3 protein-coding genes are annotated in these 23,321 nt (G+C 73.1%); 2 read left to right on the top strand and 1 reads right to left on the bottom strand.

Annotation, left to right across the window (positions count from 1 at the left end; translation table 11 throughout):
* The first annotated feature begins 115 nt into the window (after positions 1-115).
* Positions 116-502: a TA system antitoxin ParD family protein gene (locus tag IM25_RS18475; protein ID WP_033098294.1), complete on the top strand. Its 387-nt coding sequence runs from the start codon at positions 116-118 to the stop codon at positions 500-502.
* Entirely contained in the window at positions 499-1,068 is a 570-nt protein-coding gene (locus IM25_RS18470) for a zeta toxin family protein (protein WP_065996245.1), read from the top strand. The genes IM25_RS18475 and IM25_RS18470 overlap by 4 nt, the downstream gene beginning before the upstream one ends.
* Before the next feature lie 33 nt (positions 1,069-1,101).
* On the opposite strand, the gene IM25_RS18465 is transcribed toward IM25_RS18470, so the two are convergent.
* Positions 1,102-23,175 carry a non-ribosomal peptide synthetase gene (locus IM25_RS18465; RefSeq protein ID WP_065996553.1) on the bottom strand — a complete coding sequence of 7,358 codons (22,074 nt, stop codon included), beginning with the start codon at positions 23,173-23,175 and terminating at the stop codon, positions 1,102-1,104.
* Between the last annotated feature and the right edge of the window lie 146 nt (positions 23,176-23,321).

Here is a 23,321-nt window from a genome sequence, read left to right as displayed (position 1 = left end):
GGGTGGCGGTGCGTAGCGGGAGGTCACGAACCGGGTGGTGGCGGGAGGATTCGGGGGTGCGTGGCGTGTTGCAGACAGCTACGCTTGTAGCAGACTGCAACATCAGGAGGCCGTCATGACGTCATCCACCGACAAGGTCACCCGCTTCGACGCCGAACTCGTCGACAGCGCCATCGCCGAGGGCGGCCGCCAGAACCGCACCGGACGCCAGCAACTCGAATACTGGGCCCGCATCGGCCGCGCGATGACCGCCCACGAGACCGCCTCCCTGCACCGGGTGCGCGAGGCGCTGGCCGGGACACAAGAGCTGAGCGAGCTCACCGCCGCCGAGGGACGGCTGTTCGACGCGGAGATCGATGCGCGCCTGGCGGACGGGCTGGCCCGCACCGACTACGCCGAGATTCTCGCCGCGCGTGGGGTCACCACGGTGGTGCTCGACGACGAAGGCCGGCTGGTCGAGCAGCGTCCCGACGGTAGTCGCCAGGTGCTCGACGACGCATGAGGCGTCTGGATCTGATCGTCGGTCCCAACGGTTCCGGCAAGTCGACGTTCGTCGAGTTGTCCCTCGCTCCCCTGCTGCCGCGCAGCGTGTTCGTCAATGCGGATGTGATCGCGCGGCAGCGCTGGCCCGACCGGGCGGAGGAGATGTCGTACGAGGCGGCGCAGCTCGCCGCGGCGGCGCGGGACCGGTTGCTGCGGCAGGGCCGGTCGTTCATTGCGGAGACGGTGTTCTCGCATCCGTCGAAGCTGGAGTTGATCGACCGCGCGCACGAGGTGGGGTTCACGGTGGTGCTGCACGTGATGCTGGTGCCCGAGGCGATGTCGGTGCTGCGTGTACAGCACCGGGTGGCCTCCGGTGGGCATGCGGTGCCCGAGGACAAGATCCGGGCGCGTTATCGGCGGTTGTGGCCGCTGGTGACCGAAGCGATCGGCCGCGCCGATCAGGCGTCGGTGTACGACACGGCGTCCGGGACCCCGGTGGTGGTGGCGCGGTTCGCCGGCGGGGGGCCGGTGGGTGCGGTGCGCTGGCCGGGATGGGCGCCGGCGGCGCTCACCGGGCTCGGCTGAGAGATCCGGGCCCGGTGGGCGGATGCGTCGAGGTCAGTTCCGGCGGTCCCCGTTGCGTCCGGCGACCTGCACCGCGACTCGTCCCCACCGGCGCAGCGCCGCGTCGCTCTCGGTCAGCCGCGCCGAGAGCACCGCGACGATCGTCTCTACCGCCCGGGCACTCACCATCTCGTGGTGATCGCAGTCGAGCCGGTACTGGTGGATCTCGCCGGCGATCACGTTGTGCCAGGCCGCCACCGCCGGGACCGGGGTCTCCGAGCGGGCCGCGGTGAAGAACAACGCGTCCCCGTCGAAGGTGTCCGGTTCGTGCCGCCGCGCGGCGCGGGCGGTGTCGGTCGACCCGGCGTGCAGCCGTTCGAGGTGGGCGGCGGTCAGGCCGGTGCCGCCCCCGAACGCCTCGTCGAGCACCGCGGCGGCGTGTTCGAAGCTCGGCTCACCGTCGTCGACGGGAAGCCCGAGATCGCGCAGCATGTCGCGGGTGCCGACGGCCGGGGACGCCCCGACCATCAGGTGGCTGTCGAGCAGGGCGAGGGTGTCGACGATCTCCCCGTCGCGGCGCAGTTCGACGGCGACGGCGTGCGCGACCACCCCGCCGAGCGACCAGCCCAGCAGGTGATATGGGCCGTGCGGCTGCACCCGGCGGATCTCCCGCACGTAGTGGCGGGCCAGCGCGGTGATGGTGTCGTGCCGCGGACCACCGGACAGGGCCGGCAACTGCAGACCGTAGACCGGCCGGTCGTCGTCGAGGCGGTGCGCGAGGGCGCTGTACGGCCAGGCCAGCCCCGCGGCGGGATGGATGCAGAACAGCGCGGTGCCGGTGCCGGGGCGCAGCGGCACGAGCACCCGGAACGCCTCGTCGATGCCGTTGCTCTCCTCGGACTCGCCGCTGCTCAGGTGTGCGGCGAGTTCTGCCGGGGTCGGATGGGTGAAGATCGACGCGATCGGCACCCGCCGCCCGAGTCGTTCCCCGAGCGCCGGTAGCAACCGGGTCGCCAGCAGCGAGGTGCCGCCGAGGTCGAAGAAGTCGTCGTCGACACCGACCCGGTCGAGGCCGAGATGCTCGGCGAACAGGTCGGTGACGAGCTTTTCGAGGTCGGTGCGCGGCGCCCGGTAGTCCCCGACCGGGGCGGTGAAATCCGGGGCGGGCAGCGCGGCGCGGTCGAGTTTGCCGGCCGGGGTGAGCGGGATGTCGTCGAGCACGGTGATCACCGCCGGCACCATGTGCGGCGGAAGATGCTGCGCGACGAACGTTTTCACCTCGGCGGCGGTGATGTCGGTATCAGGGGCGAGGCGGAGGTAGGAAACCGGCACGGCCTGCCCGGACGGGGCGGTGTGGCCGAGGGTGTGGGCGAAGACCACCTGCGGGTGCGCGGTCAGCGTGGCGTCGATCTCGCCGAGTTCGACGCGGAAGCCGCGGATCTTGACCTGGAAGTCGGTGCGGCCGACGTAGTCGAGGCGATGATCGGTGGTCCACCGCACCAGATCCCCCGTGCGGTACATCCGCTCCCCCGTGCCGGTGGGATCGGGCACGAACCGGGCGGCGGTCAGCGCGGGCCGGTCGTGGTAGCCGCGGGCCAGACCCGGCCCGGCGACATATAGTTCCCCGGCCACCCCGACCGGGACGGGTTGCAGCCGCCCGTCGAGGACCAGGGCGTGGAAACCGCGGCTGGGGGTGCCGATGCTGACGGGTTCGCCGACGGTGAGCGGCTCGCCGAGGGAGGTCATGATCGTCGCCTCGGTGGGACCGTAGGCGTCGATCACCCGCCGCGACGGCGCCCAGCGTGCCACCAGCTCCGGTGGGAGTGCTTCGCCGGCGACGAGCAGGGTGTGCAGTTCGGGGACGGTGTGCGGGTCGAGCGAGGCCAGCGCGGTGGGGGTGATGAAGGCGTGGCTGACCCGCTGTGCGCGCAGCACCGCGGCGAGCTCGTCGCCGCCGTAGACGTGCGGCGGCACGATCACCAGCGTCGCCGCGGCGCACAGCGCCATCATCTGCTCGAAGATCGACGCGTCGAAGCTCGGCGACGCCAGATGCGACACCCGGGCCGCGGCGGTGACCTGCAGACGGTCGCGTTCCTCCCGGGCGAGGGAGGCCAGGCCGCGGTGGGTGACCGCCACGCCCTTGGGGCGGCCGGTGGAGCCGGAGGTGTAGATCAGGTAGGCCGGATGATCCGGGCGCAGCACCGTCGGCCGGTCCGCGTCGTCGATCGGTGCGAGCGGCCCGGCGGTGAGGTCGAGGTCGTCGAGGACGAGCCAGTCCACCTCGTCGGGCAGCGCGTCGCGGTGCGCGGCGACGGTGATGCCGATGCGCGCGGCACTGTCGTCGAGCATGAAGGCGATGCGGTCGGCCGGATAGGTGGGGTCGACCGGCACGAATGCCGCGCCGCTGCGCACCGTCGCCCACACCGCGGTGACCGATTCGAGCGAGCGCGGGATCGCCAGGGCGATCACCTGTTCGGGTCCGGCGCCGCGGTCGAGCAGGCGCCGCGCGAGCCGGTGCGCGCGGGCGTCGAGTTCGCGGTAGGTGACCTGCCGGTCGTCGTCGACGACCGCGACCGCGTCCGGGGCGGTGGCAACGGCGGTGTCGAGCAGGTGCGGCCACAGCACCGCCGGTTCGGCCTGCGGTCCGATGGCGGGCACCAGCGCGGTGTGTTCTGCGGTGGTGAGCAGGTCGAGATCGCCGACAGGACGGTGCGGGTCGGCGGCGATCGCGTGCAGCAGCCGGGTGAACCGGTCGGCGAAGCCACGCACCGTCTCGGCGTCGAACAGGTCGGTGGCGTAGACGAAGGCGGCGTCGAGGCCACCTTCGGCGTTCTCCCCGATGAGCAGTTCGAGGTCGAAGTTGCACACCGTCGGGTCGAGGGCGACGCCCTGCACGCTCAGGTGCGGCAGTTCCACCGCGGGCAGTTCGGCGGTGTGGAATTCGATGGAGACCTGGAACAGCGGTGAGTGTGCGGTCGAGCGGGTCGGGGCGAGCGCGTCGACGACCCGGTCGAAGGGCAGGTCGGCGTGCGCGAAGGCATCGAGGTCGCTGTCGGTGACGGCGGTGAGCAGCTCGGTGAACGACGCTTGCGCGGGCACCGGGGTGCGCAGCACGACGGTGTTGACGAACATGCCCACCAGATCGTCGAGGGCGCGGTGTCCGCGACCGGCGACCGGCGAGCCGACGGCGATGTCGTCGCTGCCCGACAGGCGGGCGAGCAGCACCGCGAACGCCGCGTGCACGGTCATGAACACGGTGCTGTGCCGGACGGCGGCGAGCTGCTGCAGCCGGGCGAGCAGATCGGCGTCGACGGTGAAGCGGGTGATGTCGCCGCGGAAGGACTGCTGCGGCGGCCGGGGCCGGTCGGTGGGCAGCGGCAGCACCTCCGGCAGCCCCGCGAGGCGCTGCTGCCAGTAGGTGGTCTGGTCGGCGGCGAGGGTGCCGGGGTCGTCCGGGTCGCGGAGCCGGTCGAGTTGCCACAGGGTGTAGTCGGCGTACTGCACCGGCAGCGGTCCGAACGCCGGGGTCTCGCCGCGGCTGCGGGCGGCGTAGGCGATCATCAGGTCGCGGGCGAGCGGGCCGGTGGAGCCGCCGTCGGCGGCGATGTGGTGTACGACCAGCACGGCGAGATGGTCGTCGCGGCCGAAGGAGAACACCCGTGCCCGCACCGGGATGTCGACGGTGACGTCGAATCCGGCGCCGAGGAAGTCGGCGATGGCGGTGTGCACGGTGTCCTCTCCGGCGGGCACCACGTCCAGCGGCAGCGGGGCGTCGGCGGCGGCGAGGATCCGCTGGTGCGGTCCGGCCGCCGACGCCGGGTAGATGGTGCGCAGGCTCTCGTGCCGGGCCAGCACGTCGTGCAGGGCGGCGCCGAGCGCGGCCGGGGACAGATGCCCGGACAACCGGATCGCCAGGGGGATGTTGTAGGCGGCGGAGGTCGGATCGAACTGGTTGATGAACCACAGTCGTTGCTGCGCCGGGGAGAGCGGGATGTGCTCGGGGCGCGGTCCGGCGATCGGGCCGGAGGTGGTGTCGGCGGTGGGTTCCTCGACCTCGGTGGTGGGCCGGTGGTCGAGGTGTGCGGCGAGCGCGGCGACGGTGGGGGCTTCGAACAGGGCGCGCACCGGCACGGGTCGGCCGAGCCGGTCGCCGAGGCGGGCGACGGCGCGGGTGGCGAGCAGTGAGTTACCGCCGAGGTCGAAGAAGTTGTCGTCGACGCCGAGTCGGTCGAGGCCGAGCACGTCGGCGAGTTCGTCGGCGACGAGCGACTCGAGCGGGTCGGTGGGTGCCGGACGGTCGCCGGTGCCGGCGGTCAGGTTCGGTGCGGGCAGGGCGGCGCGGTCGAGTTTACCGACGGGGGTCAGCGGGATCTCGTCGAGCACGCTGATGACGGTGGGCACCATGTGCGCCGGAAGACGCTCGGCGACATGGTATTTCACAGCGGCGTGGTCGATGTCGGCGCCGGGTGCGGGGTGCAGGTGGGCGACGAGGACCGTCTCTCCGCTCGGGGCGCGGTGCGCGACGGTGGCGGCGAATCCGACGGCCGGGTGGGCGGCGAGCACGGCGTCGATCTCGCCGAGTTCGACGCGGAAGCCGCGGATCTTGATCTGGAAGTCGCTGCGGCCGACGTATTCGATGCGCAGATCCCGCCGGTCGAGGTCACCGACCCAGCGCACCAGGTCCCCGGTGCGGTACATGCGTTCGCCGGGGGCGCCGTAGGGGTCGGCGACGAACCGGGCGGCGGTCAGCGCGGGCCGGGCGTGATAGCCGCGGGCCAGGCCCCAGCCGGCCAGGTACAGCTCACCGACGGCACCGAACGGCACCGGTCGCAGCGCGGTGTCGAGGACGACGGCGTGCACCCCGCGCAGCGGACCGCCGAGGGTCAGTGGGTCGTCGACGCCCAGGGGGTCGCTGATCGCGGCCATGATGGTGGTCTCGGTGGGCCCGTAGGCGTCGACGAGACGCCGCCCGGGCGCCCAGGTGGCCTGCAGGTCCGCCGGCCACGCCTCCCCACCGACCGCGAGATCGGTGAGGTCGGTCGGATCCGCCGGGTCGAGGGAGGCGAGCGCGGCGGGGGGGATGAACCCGTGGGTGACCCGCTGCTCGCGCAGCAGCGCGCCGAGTTCGGCGCCGCCGACGATGTGCGGGGGCACGATCACCAGTTCGGCGCCGGACCCGAACGCCAGGAGGTATTCGAAGATCGACGCGTCGAAGCTCGGCGACGAGACGTGCATGACCCGCGCGCCGGGTCCGGCACCGAAGCGGCTGCGCTGGTCGCGGGCGAAGTTGTCCAGGCTGCGGTGGGTGGTGATCACACCCTTGGGGCGGCCGGTCGAGCCGGAGGTGTAGATCAGGTAGGCGGGATGATCGAGCCGCAGCGCGACGGGGCGGTCGGTGTCGTCGATCGTGGTGGTGTCCTCGCCCGCGGCGTCGCGGTCGAGGTCGTCGAGCAGCAGCCACGGCACCGTGTCCGGGAGCCGGTCGCGGTGTGCGGTGGTGGTCACACCGACGGTGGCGCCGCAGTCGTCGAGCATGAATGCGACGCGTTCGGCCGGATAGCGCGGGTCGACGGGCACGAACGCCGCCCCGGTCTTGGTGATCGCCCACATCGCGGTCACCGACTCGACGGAGCGGGCGATGCCGAGGGCGACGAAGGTCTCCGGTCCGGCGCCGCGGCGCAGCAGCACCCGCGCCAGCCGGGTGGAGCGTTCGTCGAGTTCGCGGTAGGTGAGCACCCGCTCCCCCTCGCGCAGGGCCGGCCGGTCCGGGTGTGCGGCGGCGGTCGCGGCGAGCAGTTGCGGCAGGGCGACGTCGCTGCCCCCGGCCGGGCCGTGCACCGGCAGCAGCGCGTCCTGCTCGGTGGCGGTGAGTGCCGGCAGCGCGGTGATCGGGGCGGCCGGGTCGCCGGTGAGTGCGTCGAGCACAGCGGTGATGCGCGCGGCGATCGCGGCGACGGCGTCGCGGTCGAAGACCTCCGGCAGGTATTTCATGCGCAGGTGCACCGCGGTGTCGGTGTGCACGACCACCGACAGCGGGTAGTGCGCGGCGTCGCGGCCGGTGATGTCGGCGACCCGCATGCCGCCGAGGTCGGTGTCGCGGTCGAGACCGGCGCGTTCGACCGGGTACGACTCGAAGACGGTGAGGGTGTCGAATCGCACGGCGGCCCCGAGGTGCCGGTCGAGGGTGCCCAGGTCGAGATGGTGGTGATCGAGCAGGGCGACCTGTTCGGCCTGCACCCGGTCGATGAGCGCACCGACGGTGTCGTCGGGCCGCACGGTGATGCGCACCGGGACGGTGTTGATGAACAACCCGACCATCGCCTCGATGCCGGGGATCTGCGGTGGCCGCCCGGAGACGGTCGCCCCGAACACCACGTCGGTGCGGCCGGTGAGGGCGCCGAGCACCACACCCCAGGCGGTCTGCACGAGGGTGTTGACGGTGACGCCGCGGGCGGTGGCGGTGTCGTGCAGCCGCACCGACAGAGCGGTGTCCAGGTCGAGGTCGAGGTCCTCGGAGATCCCGGCGGTGGTGCCGGGGCGGTGCTGCGGGGCGAGCAGGGTCGGTTCGTCCACCCCCGCGAGGGCGCGGCGGTAGGCGTCGAGGGAGGCTTCCGGGTCGCGGTCGGCGAGCCAGGTGAGGTAGCTGCCGTAGTGCGGCGCCGGGGGCAGTGCCCGCTGGTCCGCGTCGGTGGCGTAGAGCATCAGCAGTTCCCGGATCAGCACCGGGGTGGACCAGCCGTCGAGCAGCAGGTGATGGTTCGTCAACGCCAGCAGGTGCCGGCCCGGGCCGGTGTGCACGACGGTCGCGCGCAGCAGCGGCGTGGTCTCGGTGTCGAAGCGGGTGCGTCGATCGAGGGCGAGCAGTTGCGCGGCGGCGTCGTCCGGGTCGGGGTCGTCGCTGGTGTCGGCGACGGTGAACGGCACCTCCACGTGGGTGGGGATGACCTGGACGTGTCCGTCGCCGGCGGCGGGGAACGCCGCGCGCAGCGCCGGATGCCGGTCGAGCAGCAGTTGCAGGGAGCGGCGCATCCGGCTCGCGTCGACCTCGCCGCGCAGGTCGAGGACGAGCTGCACGATGTAGGCGTCGGGGCGGTCCCCGGCGAGCAGGGCGTGGAAGAGCAGCCCGGTCTGCAGCGGCGCGGTCGGCCACACCGTGTCCAGGGGCCCGTAGCGTTGCTCGAGGCGTTCGATGACGTCCTGGTGCAGTCGCACCAGCGGCAGATCCGAGGGGGTCAGGCCACCGGCGTGCGGGCTGCGGGTGTGCCGGGTCAGTGCGGTGGCGGCGGTGGCGAAGTGGTGCGCGAGGGCGGTGACGTCGGTGTCGTCGAGCAGCCCGGCCGGGTACGACCAGTGCACCTCGAGTACCGGCCCGGTGGGGGTGTCGGTGGTGACGGCGTTGATGTCGAGCACCGCGGCGGCGGGCATGTCCGGGCTCTGTGCCCCGCCGTGGGGGAAGCCGTCGATGGGCAGCCAGGGGGTGTCGGTGTCGGTGACCCCGGCGGTGGGGCGGCCGAGATAGTTGAAGCTGACCTGCGGCGTCGGTGCGTTCGCGAGTTCGGTGGCGGTGTCGGGGTCGAGATAGCGCAGCAGCCCGAAGCCGGTGCCGTGGTCGGGGACGGCGGCGAGGTGTTCCTTGACGGTCTTGACGGCGCGACCGGCGGCCGGGCCGGCGGCGAGCGCGTCGTCGAGGTCGATGCCGGTCAGGTCCAGGCGCAGCGGGTGGATGGTGGTGAACCAGCCGACGGTGCCGGACAGGTCGGCGCCGGCGGCGGCATTGCTGTCGCGGCCGTGCCCTTCGAGGTTGAGCAGCAGCTGGGCCGGGTGGTGGCCGCGGTCGCGGCGCCACGCCGCCACCGCGAGGGCGAGTGCGGTGAGCAGGCCGTGGTCGACGGCGCCGTGGAAGGCGTTGGGCACGGCGGTGAGCAGCGCCTCGGTGACGGAGGTGGGCAGTTCGGTGGCGACGGTGATGACGGTGGCGTTGGTGTCGCGGACCGGATCGAAGGGGCGGTGCCCGAGCGGCGGGTTCGGTCCGTCGAGCGTGGCGCGCCAGAAGTCGAGTTCGGTGCGGCGGGTGGGGGCGGCGTCGCGCAGGGCGTGGGCCCAGCGGCGCACGCTGGTGCCGGTGTGGGGGGGCAGCAGCGCACCACTCGTGGCGCCGTCGGCCGCGGCGGCCGCCCACGCGGCGGCCAGGTCGGGGACGAGGATGCGCCAGGACACCCCGTCGACGGCGAGATGGTGGATGACGATGAGCAGTCGGCCGGCGCCGCTGGTGGCGTCGAACCACACCAGCTGCACCACCCGCCCGCTGTGCGGGTCGAGGCGGTCGGCGGCGGCGTCGAGTTCGGCGGCGGCCAGGGCGAAGAAGTCGTCGCTGTCCGCGGCGCTGGTCACCGGCACCCGGTGGATGACGGTGTCGACGTCGACGCTGCCCGGGGCGGGCACGTGCAGGACGTGTCCGCCGGGGACGTCCGGCACCGCGTGCAGGTGCACGCGCAGCATGTCGTGCCGGTCGAGGACCGCGGTGACGATCGCTCGCAGCGTCGCCGCGTCCAGGCCGGTGGGCAGGCGCAGCAGCAGCGCCTGCGAGTAGCGGCCGATGCTGCCGCCGCGGTCGAGCATCCAGTGCGCGATCGGCGGTAGCGGCATGTCCCCGACCCCACCGCCGGGCAGCTCCGCGAGCGTTTCGGTGGGGGTGGCGGTGCCGACGACGGCGGCGAGCGCGGCGGGGGGCTTGTGTTCGAACACCTCGCGCGGAGTCAGGTCCAGGCCGGCGGCCTTCGCGCGGGAGACCAGCTGGATGGACATGATCGAATCGCCGCCCAGGGCGAAGAACGAATCGTCCACCCCCACCGTCGGCAGACCGAGGACCTGCGCGAACAGTTCCACCAGCACCGTTTCGTGGCCGCGCGCGGGGGCGCGGGAGACGGTGGTGCGGGCGGCGAAGTCGGGGGCGGGCAGCGCGCGCCGGTCGAGTTTGCCGGTTGCGGTGACCGGCAGCGTGTCGAGCACCACCAGGGTGGACGGCAGCATGTACGCGGCGAGTTCCCCGGCGGCATGCTCGAGCACCACGTCGACGTCGAGGTCGTGGCCGGGTTCGGGTACCGCGTAGCCGACGAGCCGGTCGGTACCGGAGGCCGGGTCGGTGTGGACGACGACCACGGCGCGGCCGACACCGGGGGCGCGCAGCAGCGCCGCTTCGATCTCGCCGAGCTCGATGCGGAAACCGCGCAGCTGCACCTGGAAGTCGGCGCGGCCGAGATATTCGATCTCGCCGTCGCGGGTGCGGCGCGCCAGGTCCCCGGTGCGGTAGATCCGGTCGCCGGGGGCGCCGTGCGGGTCGGCGACGAACCGGGTGGCGGTCGGATCGGGGCGGTGCAGGTAGCCGCGGGAGAGCTGGGCGCCGGAGACGTACAGTTCGCCGATCACCCCGGTGGGCACCGGATGCAGCCGGTTGTCGAGGATGTGCAGGCGCAGCGACGGCAACGGTGGGCCGATCAGGCTTGCCGCGGCGGTGGCGGCGAGTTCGCGGGTGATGGTGCGGGCGGTGACGTGCACGGTGGTCTCGGTGATGCCGTACATGTTCACCAGCGTCGGGGCGGTGTCGTCGTGGCGCCGGTACCAGCGGTCGAGCTGCCCGAAGTCGAGGGCTTCCCCACCGAAGATCACCCGGCGCAGCGCCGGCAGGTCGGTGCCGGCGGCGCGGTCGGCGTCGATGAGCTGGTAGAAGGCCGTCGGGGTCTGGTTGAGCACGGTGACCCGTTCGCGGCGCAGCAGTGCCAGGAATTCCTGCGGGTTGCGGGCGGTGTGGTAGTCGACGACGACGAGCCGGCCACCGTGGGCGAGGGCGCCCCACAGTTCCCACACCGAGAAGTCGAAGGCGTAGGAGTGGAACAGTGTCCACACATCGGAGGCGTCGAAACCGAACATCTCGGTGGTGTCGGTGAGCAGGGTGACGACGGTGCGGTGCGGGACCATCACGCCCTTGGGGCGGCCGGTGGAGCCGGAGGTGTAGATGACGTACGCCGCCGCCTCCGGGTGCACGCGTGGCAATCCGTCACCGCCGCTGGGCATCTCGTCGAGGCGGGTGCGCACGGCCGGGTCGTGCAGGTCCACGATCGGCGGGGTGTGCGGGGGCAGAGCGGTGGCGTGGTCGGCGGTGGTGAGCAGGCACACCGGGGCCGCGTCGTCGAACATGTACGGGAGCCGGTCCGGGGGGAACGCCACGTCGATGGGCAGATAGGCGGCGCCGCTGTGCAATACGGCGAGCAGCGCGACGATCAGGTCGGTGCCGCGCGGCAGGGCGACGGCGACGAGCCGGTCGGGTCCGGCGCCGTGCTCGACGAGCAGCCGCGCCAGGCGCTGCACCCGGTCGGTGAGCTCGTCGTAGCGCAGCGTCCCGTCGGGGGCGGTGACCGCGATCGCCGCCGGGTCGAGTCCGGCGCCGCGGGCGTACAGATCGAGCAGCGACGCCGAGGCGGAGCCGAGCACGCTCGCCGAGGCGGAGCCGAGCACGCTCGCCGTGGCCGGGCGCAGCGGCGCCGGGGCGGTGGGACGTTCGTCGTCGGTGAGCAGGTCGACGTCGCCGATGGGGCGGTGCGGGTCGGCGGTGACCGCGTCGAGCAGCCGCACCAGCCGCTGCGCGAAGGAGGCGACGGTGTCGGGATCGAACAGGTCGGTGGCGTAGGTGAACGCCGCGGGCATTCCGTCGCTCTCCCCTGTTCCGGTCGGGTCTGGATCCTGCAGGGTCAGTTGCAGGTCGAACTTGGCGACGGGCAGCTCCGGGTCGAGGGCGTCGACTTCGAGTTCGGGCAGCACCAGGTGGGCCCGTTCGGTGTTGCCGTATTCGAGCACCACCTGGAACAGCGGGGACCGGTCGGTCTCGCGGGCCGGGGCGAGCACGTCGACGAGGGTCTCGAAGGGCAGCTCGGTGTGCCCGAAGGCCGCGAGGTCGATCTCGCGGGTGCGGTGCAGGTGGTCGGTGAACGACAGCGCCCCGTCGACGGGGGTGCGCAACACTACGGTGTTGACGAACATGCCGACCAGGTCGTCGAGGGCGCGGTGGCCGCGACCGGCGACCGGGGAGCCGATGACGATGTCGGATGTGCCGGTCAGGCGGGCCAGCAGCGCCGCGAACGCTGCGTGCACGGCCATGAACACGGTGGTGTCGTGCTCGGCGGCCAGCGCCTCGAGGCGCCGCTGCACGTCGGCGGGCACGGTGAAGCGGTGCAGGGCACCGTGGAAGCTGCGCTGGGTGGGGCGCGGCCGGTCGGTGGGCAGCGGCAGCAGTTCGGGGGCGTCGGCGAGGGTGTCGCGCCAGAACCGCAGCTGCGCGGCGGCGAGGGAGGTCGGGTCGTCCGGGTCGCCGAGCAGCCGGCGCTGCCACAGGGCGTAGTCGGCGTACTGCACCGGCAGCGGCGACCGATCCGGGTCCGTCCCGCCGGTGCGGGCGGTGTAGGCGAGCATCAGGTCGCGGGCCAGCGGCGCCATCGACGAGCCGTCCGCGGCGATGTGGTGCACCACCACCGCCAGGACATGAGCGTGCTCGTCCAGGCGCCACAGCCGTAGCCGCACCGGCACCGCCGCGGCCACGTCGAAACCGGCACCGATGAAGTCGGCGAGGTCGGTGGGCAGGTCGTCGCCGGTGACCGGCCGCGCCGTGAGCGCCGGCAGCACCCGGTCGGTGTCGACGACGACCTGGCGCGGGCCCTGTTCGTCGCCGGGATACCAGGTGCGCAGGCTCTCGTGCCGGTCGAGCACGTCGCGCACCGCTCCGGTCAGTGCCGCGACGTCGAGGCGGCCGGACAGGCGGATGGCGAGCGGAATGTTGTAGGCGGCGGAGGTGGTGTCGAACTGGTTGACGAACCACATGCGTTGCTGGGCCGGGGACAGCGGCAACCGTTCGGGCCGGTCGGCGGCGACCAGCGGCACCCGTCCGTGCCCACCGTGATCGTCGAGGATCCGCGCGGCGAGCGCCCGCACCGTGGGCGCCTCGAACAGGGCGCGGACCCCGGCGTCGGTGCCGAGCGCGGCGTTGAGGCGGGCGACGACGCGGGGGGCGATCAGCGAGTTGCCGCCGAGATCGAAGAAGTTGTCGTCGACGGAGACCTGCGGGTGCCCGAGGACCTCGGCGACGATCTCGGCGACGGTTGCCTCGAGGTCGGTGCTCGGGGGACGGTAGTCGCCGCCGAGCCGTGTCAGGTCCGGCACCGGCAGGGCGCGGCGGTCGAGTTTGCCGACCGGGGTCAGCGGCAGCTCGTCGAGCACCACCACCGCGGCGGGCACCATGTGACCGGGCAGCCGCGCCGCGGCCCAGGCGCGCAGTGCCCGCGGATCGATCTGCGTGGCGGTGGTGTCGGTGGTGTCGGGCAGTATGTAGGACACGAGCACGGTGTCGCCGCTGGGTGCGGGGTGCCCGATGGTGTGGGCGAAGGCGATCGCGTCGTGGGCGGTGAGCGCGGCGTCGATCTCGCCGAGTTCGATGCGGAAGCCGCGCACCTTGACCTGGAAGTCGGAGCGCCCCAGATATTCGACGGTGCCGTCGTGCCGCCAGCGCACCACATCCCCGGTGCGGTACATGCGTTCGCCGGGGGTGCCGTAGGGGTCGGCGACGAACCGGGCGGCGGTGAGGTCGGGGCGGCGATGGTAGCCGCGGGCCACGCCCGGCCCGGCGATGTACAGCTCGCCGGCCACCCCGACGGGGACGGGCCGCAGTCGGTCGTCGAGGACGGTCTGGTGGAAGCCGACGGCGGGGCCGCCGATGGTGACGGTGTGCCCGGGCCGCAGCTGCGGGCTGACGCTGGTCTCGATGGTGGCCTCGGACGGGCCGTAGCCGTTGAACATGCGCCGTCCCGGCGCCCAGCGCGCCACCAGTTCCGGTGGGCAGGCCTCGCCGGCGACGACGAGGACCTCGAGGTCGTCGAGTCCGGTGGGGTCGAGGGAGGCGAGCGCGGTGGGGGTGATGAAGGCGTGGGTGACCTTCTCCTCGCGCAGCAGCCGGGCGAGTTCGTCGCCGCCGTAGACGTCCGGCGGCACGATCACCAGGGTGGCGCCGGCGCAGAACGCCTTGGTGAACTCGAAGATCGACGCGTCGAAGCTCGGCGACGCCAGGTGCGAGACGCGAGCCTGGTGGGTGATGGTGAAGTGGCTGCGCACCTCGGCGTTGAGGTTGGTCATGCCGCGGTGGGTGACCACCACGCCCTTGGGGCGGCCGGTGGAGCCGGAGGTGTAGATCAGGTAGGCCGGGTGGTCGAAGTGCAGCGCGGCGGTGCGGTCGGCGTCGGTGATGGGTGCGTCGCTCGTCGCGGCGATCCGGGCGGCGACGGCGTCGTCGTCGAGCACCAGCCACGGCACCTCGGCGGGCAGCGCGTCGCGGTGCGCGGCGGTGGTGATGCCGAGGGCGGCAGCGCTGTCGGTGAGCATGTAGCTCACCCGCTCCGGTGGGTAGGCGGGGTCGACGGGCACGAACGCCGCGCCGGTCTTGGTGACCGCCCACACCACCGCGACCGATTCGAGCGAGCGGGTCAGCGCGAGCGCGACGACGGTTTCCGGGCCGATCCGGTGCTCGTCGACGAGCAGCCGCGCCACGCGGGTGGACCAGGCGTCGAGTTCGGCGTAGGTGATCTGCCGGTCGGCGAAGCGCAGGGCGACCGCGTCGGGCAGGATCGCGGCGATCGAGGTGAGCAGTTCCGGCCACAGTTGCGGTGAGACCGGTGGCAGGCCCCGCGCCGGGGCCAGGTCGGCCAGTTCCCGCTCGGTGACGATGTCGATGTTGCCGACCGCGATGTCGGGGGTGTCGGTGATCGCCTCGACGATGCGCACGAACCGGTCGGCGAACGAGGCGACGGTGGCGGCGTCGAACAGGTCGGTGGCGTAGGTGAACGACGCGCGGATGCCGGCGGGGCCGTCGGCGTCGGTGGTCTCGGCGATGGACAGCTGCAGGTCGAACAGCGCCAGCATCGGGTCGAGGTCGATCACCCGCACCGACAGGTCGGGCAGTTCGATCTCGGGGCGTTCGGTGTCCTGGAATTCGAGCAGCACCTGGAACAGCGGGGTGTAGGCGGTCGAGCGGGGCGGGTCGAGGCCCTCGACGAGCCGCTCGAAGGGCACCTCGGTGTGCCCGAAGGCGGTCAGGTCGCCGGTGCGGATGCGGTCGAGCAGCGCGGTGAACGGCTCGTCGTCGTCGACGCGGGCGCGCAGCACCACGGTGTTGACGAACATGCCGACCAGGTCGTCGAGGGCCCGGTGGCCGCGCCCGGCGACGGGGGTGCCGACGACGATGTCGTCGCTGCCGGACAGGCGGGCGAGCAGCACCGTCAGTGCGGCGTGCACCAGCATGAACACCGACGCGTCGTGGGCGCGGGCGATGTCGAGCAGCCGGCGGTGCGCGGCCGCGTCGAGGGTGAACGGGATGCGGGCGCCGCGCCGCGACGGCTGCACCGGGCGCGGCCGATCCAAGGGCAGTTCGAGCAGTTCCGGGGCGCCGGCGAGGGCTGCGCGCCAGAACCGGAGCTGTTCGGCGGCCAGGGAGGTCGGGTCGGTGTCGTCGCCGAGCACCCGGTGCTGCCAGAGGGTGTAGTCGACGTACTGCACCGGCAGCGGGGTCCACTGCGGGGTCTGCCCGGCGTGGCGGGCGCTGTAGGCGGCGATGACGTCGCGGGCCAGCGGCCCCATGGAGAAACCGTCGGCGGCGATGTGGTGGGCGACGAGCACGAGCACGTGCTCGTCCTCGGCCAGGGCGAGCACCCGGATGCGGGTGGGGATCTCGGTGGCCACATCGAATCCGGCCGCGAGGATCGGGGTGAGCTCGCTGTCGAGGTCGGTGCCGTCGTCGACGGTGAGCATCACCAGATCGGGGACGGCGGCGCCGGTGGGCACCACGACCTGCACGGGCCCGTCGTCGGTGAGCGGATAGCGGGTGCGCAGCGATTCGTGCCGGGCGACGACGTCGCCGATGGCGTGCTGCAGCGCCGCCTGATCGAGCCGGCCGCTCAGGCGCAGCGCGACGGCGATGTTGTAGGCCGGGGAGGTGGTGTCGAACTGGTTGATGAACCACATCCGCTGCTGCGCCGGGGACAGCGGGACCGGGTCGGGGCGCGGCCCGGCCACCGGGGCGCCGCGCCCGGCGCCGGTGCGGTCGGGCTGGTCGAGATGCGCGGCGAGATCGGCGACGACCGGATGATCGAAGATCTCCCGGATGCCGAGCTCACCGCCGGTGTCCGCGGCGAGCCGGGCGGCGGCGCGCATCGCGAGCAGGGAGGTGCCGCCGAGGTCGAGGAAGTGGTCGTCGGCGCCGACCCGGTCGACGCCGAGCAGGTCGGCGAAGACGGTGGCGACGAGCTGTTCGGTGGGGGTGCGCGGCGCCCGGTAGCCACCGGCGGCGGTCGGTGCCGGCGGAGCGGGCAGCGCGTTGCGGTCGAGTTTGCCGTTGGGGCCGACCGGCAGCGCGTCGAGGACGACGAGGGCGGCGGGCACCATGTAATCCGGCAGGTGCGCGGCGAGATCGGCGGTGACCGCGGCGGTGTCGATGCTGCGGCCCGGGGTGGGCACGAGATAGCCGGTGAGCCGGTCGTCGGCGCCGTGGTGGACGAGCACCACCGCCTGCCCGATCTCCTCGCGGGCGCGCAACACCTGCTCGATCTCCCCGAGCTCGATGCGCAGACCGCGGATCTTGACCTGGAAGTCGGTGCGCCCCAAGTACATCAGGGCACCGTCGGCGCGGCGGGTGGCCAGATCCCCGGTGCGGTACATCCGCTCCCCCGGCGCCCCGAACGGGTCGGCGACGAACCGGTCGGCGCTCAGGCCCGGGCGGTCGAGATAGCCGCGGGCGAGCTGGATCCCGGCCAGATACAACTCGCCGGCGGCGCCGGCGGGCACCGGATGCAGCCGCGCGTCGAGCACGTAGGTGCGGGTGTTCCACACCGGGCGCCCGATCGGCACCGACCCGGCATCGGTGTCGGTGGTGGTCCAGGCGGTGACGTCCACCGCGGCCTCGGTGGGCCCGTACAGATTGTGCAGGGCGGTGTGCGGCAGCGCCTCGCGTAGCGCGGCGGCGGTCTCGGCGGGCAGCGCCTCCCCCGACGCGAACACGTGCCGCAGCGCGAGCGGCTCCCGGCCGCGGCCGTGCAGGGCGTCGACGAACACCGCGAGCATCGACGGCACGAAATGCGCCACGGTGACCCGCTCCTCGGCGAACAGCCGCAGCAGGTAACCGGGATCGCGGTGCCCGCCGGGGGCGGCGACGGCCAGCCGCGCCCCGACCTGCAGCGGCCAGAAGAACTCCCACACCGACACGTCGAAGGTGGCGGGGGTCTTCTGCACCACCGTGTCGTCGGCGGTCAGCGGATAGGTGTGCTGCATCCAGCGCAACCGGTTGGCGATCGCGGCGTGCGGCACCGCCACCCCCTTGGGGCGGCCGGTGGAGCCGGAGGTGAAGATCACGTAGGCGAGATGCGCGCCGGTCGGCTCCGGTCGATCCGCCGAGGTGAGGGCCGCCGGGGATTCGTCGGCGAGGTCGAGGCGGTCGATGCGCAGCACCTCGGCGCCGGTGTCGGGCAGGGCGTCGGCGACATCGCTGGTGGTGAGCACCGCGCGCGGGGCGGCGGTGTCGAGGACGTAGCGCAGCCGCTCGGCGGGATGCTCCGGATCCAGCGGCAGGTAGGCGGCACCGCTCTTGACGATCGCGTACATGCCGACGAGCAGATCCAGCGACCGCGGCGCGGCGAGGGCGATCACCCGGTCCGGTCCGGCGCCGGCGCGCAGCAACCGCCGCGCGAGTCGGTTGGTGACCGCGTCGAATTCGGCGTAGCCGAGGGTGTGGCCGTCGACGGTGACGGCCGGGGCGTGCGGGGTCGCGGCGACCTGCGCGGCGAACAGTTCCCCGAGGGTGGTGGCGGGTCCGGTGTCGGCGGTGGTTGCGTTCCACGTGTCGAGGACGGTGCGGCGTTCGTCGGCGGTGAGCAGCTCCACGTCGCCGACCGGCACCGCCGGATCCGCGGTGACCGTCTCGAGCAGCCCCACGAGGCGCTGCCCGATCGCGGCGGCGGTGGCGGGATCGAACAGGTCGGTGGCGTAGGACAGCGCGCCGCGCAGTGCGTGGGTGCGGCCGTCGCCGTCGGCGACCGCGCCGAGCTGCAGATGCAGGTCGAATTTGGTGGTGTGCGTGTCGATTTCGGCGATGTCGACGTCCAGGCCGGGCAGGGACAGGTGCGCGCCGGTGGTGTCGGAGAAGGCGAGCATCACCTGGAACAGCGGCGAGTAGGCCGCCGAGCGGGCGGGCACCACGGCGTCGACGAGCCGGTCGAACGGCAGGTCGGTGTGCGCGAAGGCCGCCAGGTCGGTGTCGCGCACCGCGGCGAGGAAGTCTGCGAAGGACAGGTCGGCGGGTACGGCGGGGCGCAGCGCGACGGTGTTGACGAACATGCCGACCAGGTCGTCGAGGTGGCGGTGGCTGCGCCCGGCGACGGGGGTGCCGACGACGATGTCGTCGCCGCCGGACAGGCGGGCCAGCAGCACCGCCAGGGCGGCGTGCACGACCATGAACTCGGTGGCGGTGTGGGCGTGGGCGAGCTGCCGGATCCGCCCGTACAGCTCCGGGGCGATCTCGACGTCGACGCTCGCGCCGCGGAAGGACTGCTGCGGTGGGCGCGGCCGGTCGGTGGGCAGCGCCAGCAGGTCGGGGGCGCCGGTGAGGATCTCGCGCCAGTACTCGAGTTGCCGGGCGGCGCGGGAGGTCGGGTCGTCGACGTCGCCGAGCAGATCCGCGAACCACAGGGTGTAGTCGGCGTACTGCAGCGGCAGCGGCGCCCAGTCCGGGGCGGTGCCCGCGGCGCGGGCGGCGTAGGCGGTGACCAGATCCCGGGACAGCGGCGCCAGCGACGCGCCGTCGGCGGCGATGTGGTGCACCACCACGGCGAGCACGTGCTCGTCGCCGGCGACGCGGAACAGCCGCATCCGCAGCGGCGGGTCGACGGTGACGTCGAACCCGGCCGCGACCACCGCCGCGACGTCCGCGTCGAGATCGTCCGTGACCGTGGGGGTCAGATCCAGGGCGAGCGCGTCGACGGGCAGCACCTGCTGGATCGGCCCGGCCGGGGTGGCCGGGTAGACGGTGCGCAGCGCCTCGTGCCGGTCGAGCACATCGCGGGTCGCCGCGACCAGCGCCGCGTGGTCGAGGGCGCCGCGCAGCCGCAGCGCGATCGGGATGTTGTAGGCGGCCGAGGACGGGTCGAGCTGGTCGACGAACCACAGGCGTTGCTGGGCGGCGGAGACCGGGATGCGGTCCGGGCGCGGCAGCACCGGCGCCGGGGCGGGCCGGTCGACGTCGTCACCGGCGGGCAGGTTCGCCGCCAGCGCCCGCACGGTGGGGGCCTCGAACAGCGACCGCACCCCCAGATCGGTGCCGAAGGCGTCGTTGATGCGGGAGATCACCCGGGTGGCGACCAGCGAGTTGCCGCCGAGCTCGAAGAAGCTGTCGTCGGCGCCGACCTCGGCGACGCCGAGCTGGTCGGCGAAGATCGCGGCCAACGCGGTCTCGGTGGGCGACATCGCCGCCGCCCCACCGGCGCCGGCGAAGACCGGTTCGGGCAGTGCCGTGCGGTCGAGTTTGCCGACGGCGGTCAGCGGGATCTCGTCGAGCACCATGATCGCGGCGGGCACCATGTGGGCGGGCAACCGCGCCGCGAGCGCCGCGGACAGCTGCTCCGGGTCGAGGGTGCAGCCGGCATCGGGCAGCACATAGGACACGAGCATCTGTTCCCCGGAGGGCGCGGCGCGGCCCAGGGTGACGGCGAAGGCGACGTCGGGGCGGTCGCTGAGGGCGGCGTCGATCTCGCCGAGTTCGATGCGGAACCCGCGGATCTTGACCTGGAAGTCGGAGCGGCCGAGATATTCGACGGTCACCGAGCGGGCGGGACGGTGCGGGTCGCGGATGCGCCAGCGGGTGACGTCACCGGTGCGGTACATGCGCGATCCGGGAGGGCCGAAGGGGTCGGCGACGAAACGGGTGGCGGTCAGGCCCGGCCGGTCGTGATAGCCGCGGGTGACGCCCGGCCCGGCGATGTACAGCTCCCCGGCGATCCCGACCGGCACCGGGTGCAACCGGCCGTCGAGGATCAGCTCGTCGATACCGCACACCGGGTGGCCGATGGTGACGGTCTCCCCCGGCACCAGCATGTCGGTGATATTGCAGACGATGGTGGTCTCGGTGGGCCCGTACGCGTTGTACATCCGGCGGCCGGGTGCCCAGCGCGCCACCAGTTCCGGTGGGCACGCCTCGCCCGCGACGGTGACCGCCTCGCATTCGACGCCGGTCGGGTCCACCGACGCCAGCGCGGCCGGGGTGGAGAACAGGTGGGTGACCTGTTCGCGGCGCAGCAGCGCCGCCAGTTCGTCGCCGCCGTAGATGTGGGCGGGCACCACCACGAGGGTCGCGCCGATGGCGAAGGCGGTCATGTACTCGAAGATCGACGCGTCGAAGCTCGGCGAGGAGAAGTGCGAGACCCGGGCCGCCGGGGGTGGGGCCAGGCGGGTGTGCAGGGTCGCCGACAGGTTCGCCAGGCCGCGGTGCGGCACCACCACACCCTTGGGGCGTCCGGTGGAGCCGGAGGTGTAGATCAGGTAGGCGGGATGGTCGAACAGCAGGGTGGCCGGCCGGTCGTCGTCGGTGACCGGCTCATCGCTCGCCTGCGCGATCCGCGCGTCGAGATCCGGATCGAGGACGAGCCAGGGCACCGTGTCGGGCAGCTCGTCGCGGTGCGCGGCGGTGGTCAGGCCCAGGATCGCCCCGGAGTCGGTGAGCATGTACTCGATGCGTTCGGCCGGATACTTCGGGTCGACGGGCACGAAGGCGGCCCCGGACTTGGCGATCGCCCAGATCACCGCCACCGATTCGACGGAGCGGGTGATGCCGACCGCGACGAAGGTCTCCGGTCCGGCGCCGGCGTCGATGAGGACGCGGGCGAACCGGTTGGACCAGGCGTCGAGTTCGCCGTAGGTCATGCGCCGGTCCTCGCACACCACCGCCTCGGTGTCCGGCACCACCGCGGCGACCGCGCACAGGATCTCCGGCAGGGTCTGCGCGGAGCGGGCCGGGTCGCCGTGCGCCGGGACCAGACCGGCGACCTCGTCGCTGCCGACGAACGGCAGATCCCCGATGGGCAGGTGCGGGTCGGTGAGCACCGCGGTCAGGGCGCGGCCGAGTCGCCGGCCGGTGGTGGTGGCGGTGTGCGCGTCCACCCGGTCGGGCCGGTAGCCGGTGCGGACCTGCAGGGCGGTGCCGGTGGTGTCGATCGTCACGCGTAGCACCGCGTCCGCGGGGGCGGAGGTCGGGTCGTCGAGGGTGAGCACCACCGGGCAGGCGGGGGCGAGGCCGGCGAGCACGGCCGGGTCGACCTCGGCGTGGGCGGCGAGATCGGCGCCGAGGGTGCGCACGCGCCGCACCAGCTCGGCGAAGGGCTCGGCCGGGTCCAGCTCGACGCGCAGCGGCAGCACCCGCCCGTCGCGGGCCACGCCGACGAGGACGTCGTCGTGACCGGTGAGCCGGGCGATGAGAGCCGCCGTGGCGGCGTGCAGCACGGCGGCGACGGTGGTGTCCGGGGCGTCGCCCTCGGTGGTGGCGAAACGCGCGGCGAGCGCCGCGGCCGTGACCGCCAGGCGGTCCTCGACGTCGGCGGGGGTGTCGTCGGCGGGGGCGGTGACGGGGCGGGGCAGTTCGAGGCGTTCGGCGGCGTCGGCGAGCTGCTGCCGCCAGAAACCGGCGTCGGCGGCGGCGCGGCGGCGCTGCTCGCCCAGGGTCACGCTGGCCGGATGGATCACGGCGACCGCGCGGTCGGGGGCGCTGCGCAGGAAATCGTCGAGCAGTTCGACGAACCGGTCGTGGTGGGCACGGAGTTCGTCCTCGTCGTAGCGGTGCGGGTTGCCGCGGAAGTCGAGGAAGGTCCGGGCCGGGTCGCCGCTCTGATAGATGTTGACCAGCAGGTCCTCGACGGGACCGGAGGTCATGATGTGGAACTCGCCGCGGATGTCGCCGAGCACGATCTCCTGCCGGAACAGCATGACGTTGACCATCGGCCCGGCATAGCGGTACGGGTCGCCGGCGGCGCCGGTCTCGCGGCGGATGTCCTCGAGGCTGAATCGCTGGTGGCGCAGCGCCCCGGTGAGTTCGAGCTGCACCCGCCGCACCAGGTCGGTGCGGGTGTCGTCCGGTTCGAGAAAGATGTGCAGCGGCGCGGTGTTGACGAGCATGCCGCCGGAGCGGCGGGCCATGGCGGTGGTGCGGGCGAAGACCGGCAGGGTGATCATCACGTCGTCGCGGCCGGTCATCCGCGCCAGATAGCACGCGAACGCCGCGATGACCGCCGCCGTCGACGACAGTCCCGGTTCGTCGTCGACCGCGGTCAGCGCGTCGACGAGGTCGTCGGGGAGGGTGTGGCTCGACAGCAGCGACACCGCCGCGGTGGGGGCGTCGCGTTGCGCCAGAGTCGAGCCGTCCTCGAGTCCGGCGACCCGCTCGATCCAGTAGTCGCGGTCGGTGCGGTAGCGCTCGGAGGTGCGGTACTCGCGGTCCCAGTCGTACAGGGCGCGCAGGTCGGCGGCTTTCGACGGTTCCGGCTCGCGGCCGTCGATCTCCGCGGTGTAGAGGGCGGCGATGCGGTTGACCATGGTCATCGCCGCGAATCCGTCGAGGGCGACGTGGTGGATGCGGGCGTACCAGAGGAACCGGTCGTCGGCGACCTGCAGGATCGTCATGTTCACCAGCAGGTCGTTCGCCAGGTCCACCGGGGTGGCGTAGTCGGCGGTCATCCACTCGTGCGCCGCGGCCATCGGGTCGGGTTCGCCGCGGAAGTCGAGCAGCGGGATCCCGTTGCGGTCCTCGACGGTGGGGTCGACGTACTGGACGGGTTCACCGTCGACGTCGACGACCCGCAGATAGGCGGACCGGAACTCGGCACCGGCGCGATATCCGCAGCGACGCAGCAGATCCAGGTCCGGGGCGCCGCGCAGATCCACATACTGCGCGATGCACACGGGTACCTCGGGTGCGAGCTGCTGCGCGAACCAGATGGCCCGTTGCGCGGACGACAGCGGGAAAGCGCCGACCGGTATCTGCGGACGACGGTGTCGCAGCGACATGTCCCCTCCGAAAGCGATGTTGTTGGCCGTGATCGGCGTGTGTCCCCCGACATCGCGTGCAGGGGCCGACCCCGGTGCCGCTGGGCGTGCGGCGCCGCGATCGGACCCCCGTTCGATCGTGTGATCCCGTGTGACCGGGACCACAC

Source organism: Rhodococcus sp. p52 (assembly GCF_000763325.2).
Classification (GTDB): domain Bacteria; phylum Actinomycetota; class Actinomycetes; order Mycobacteriales; family Mycobacteriaceae; genus Rhodococcus; species Rhodococcus pyridinivorans.
Note: the sequence above shows the minus strand (reverse complement) of the source record. Positions and strands in the feature narration are given on the sequence as shown.

Excerpts from the sequence above, each read along its gene's own strand:
- IM25_RS18470 (WP_065996245.1), top strand. The coding sequence starts at position 499 with ATGAGGCGTCTGGATCTGATCGTCGGTCCCAACGGTTCCGGCAAGTCG.
- IM25_RS18465 (WP_065996553.1), bottom strand. The coding sequence starts at position 23,175 with ATGTCGCTGCGACACCGTCGTCCGCAGATACCGGTCGGCGCTTTCCCG.
- IM25_RS18475 (WP_033098294.1), top strand. The coding sequence starts at position 116 with ATGACGTCATCCACCGACAAGGTCACCCGCTTCGACGCCGAACTCGTC.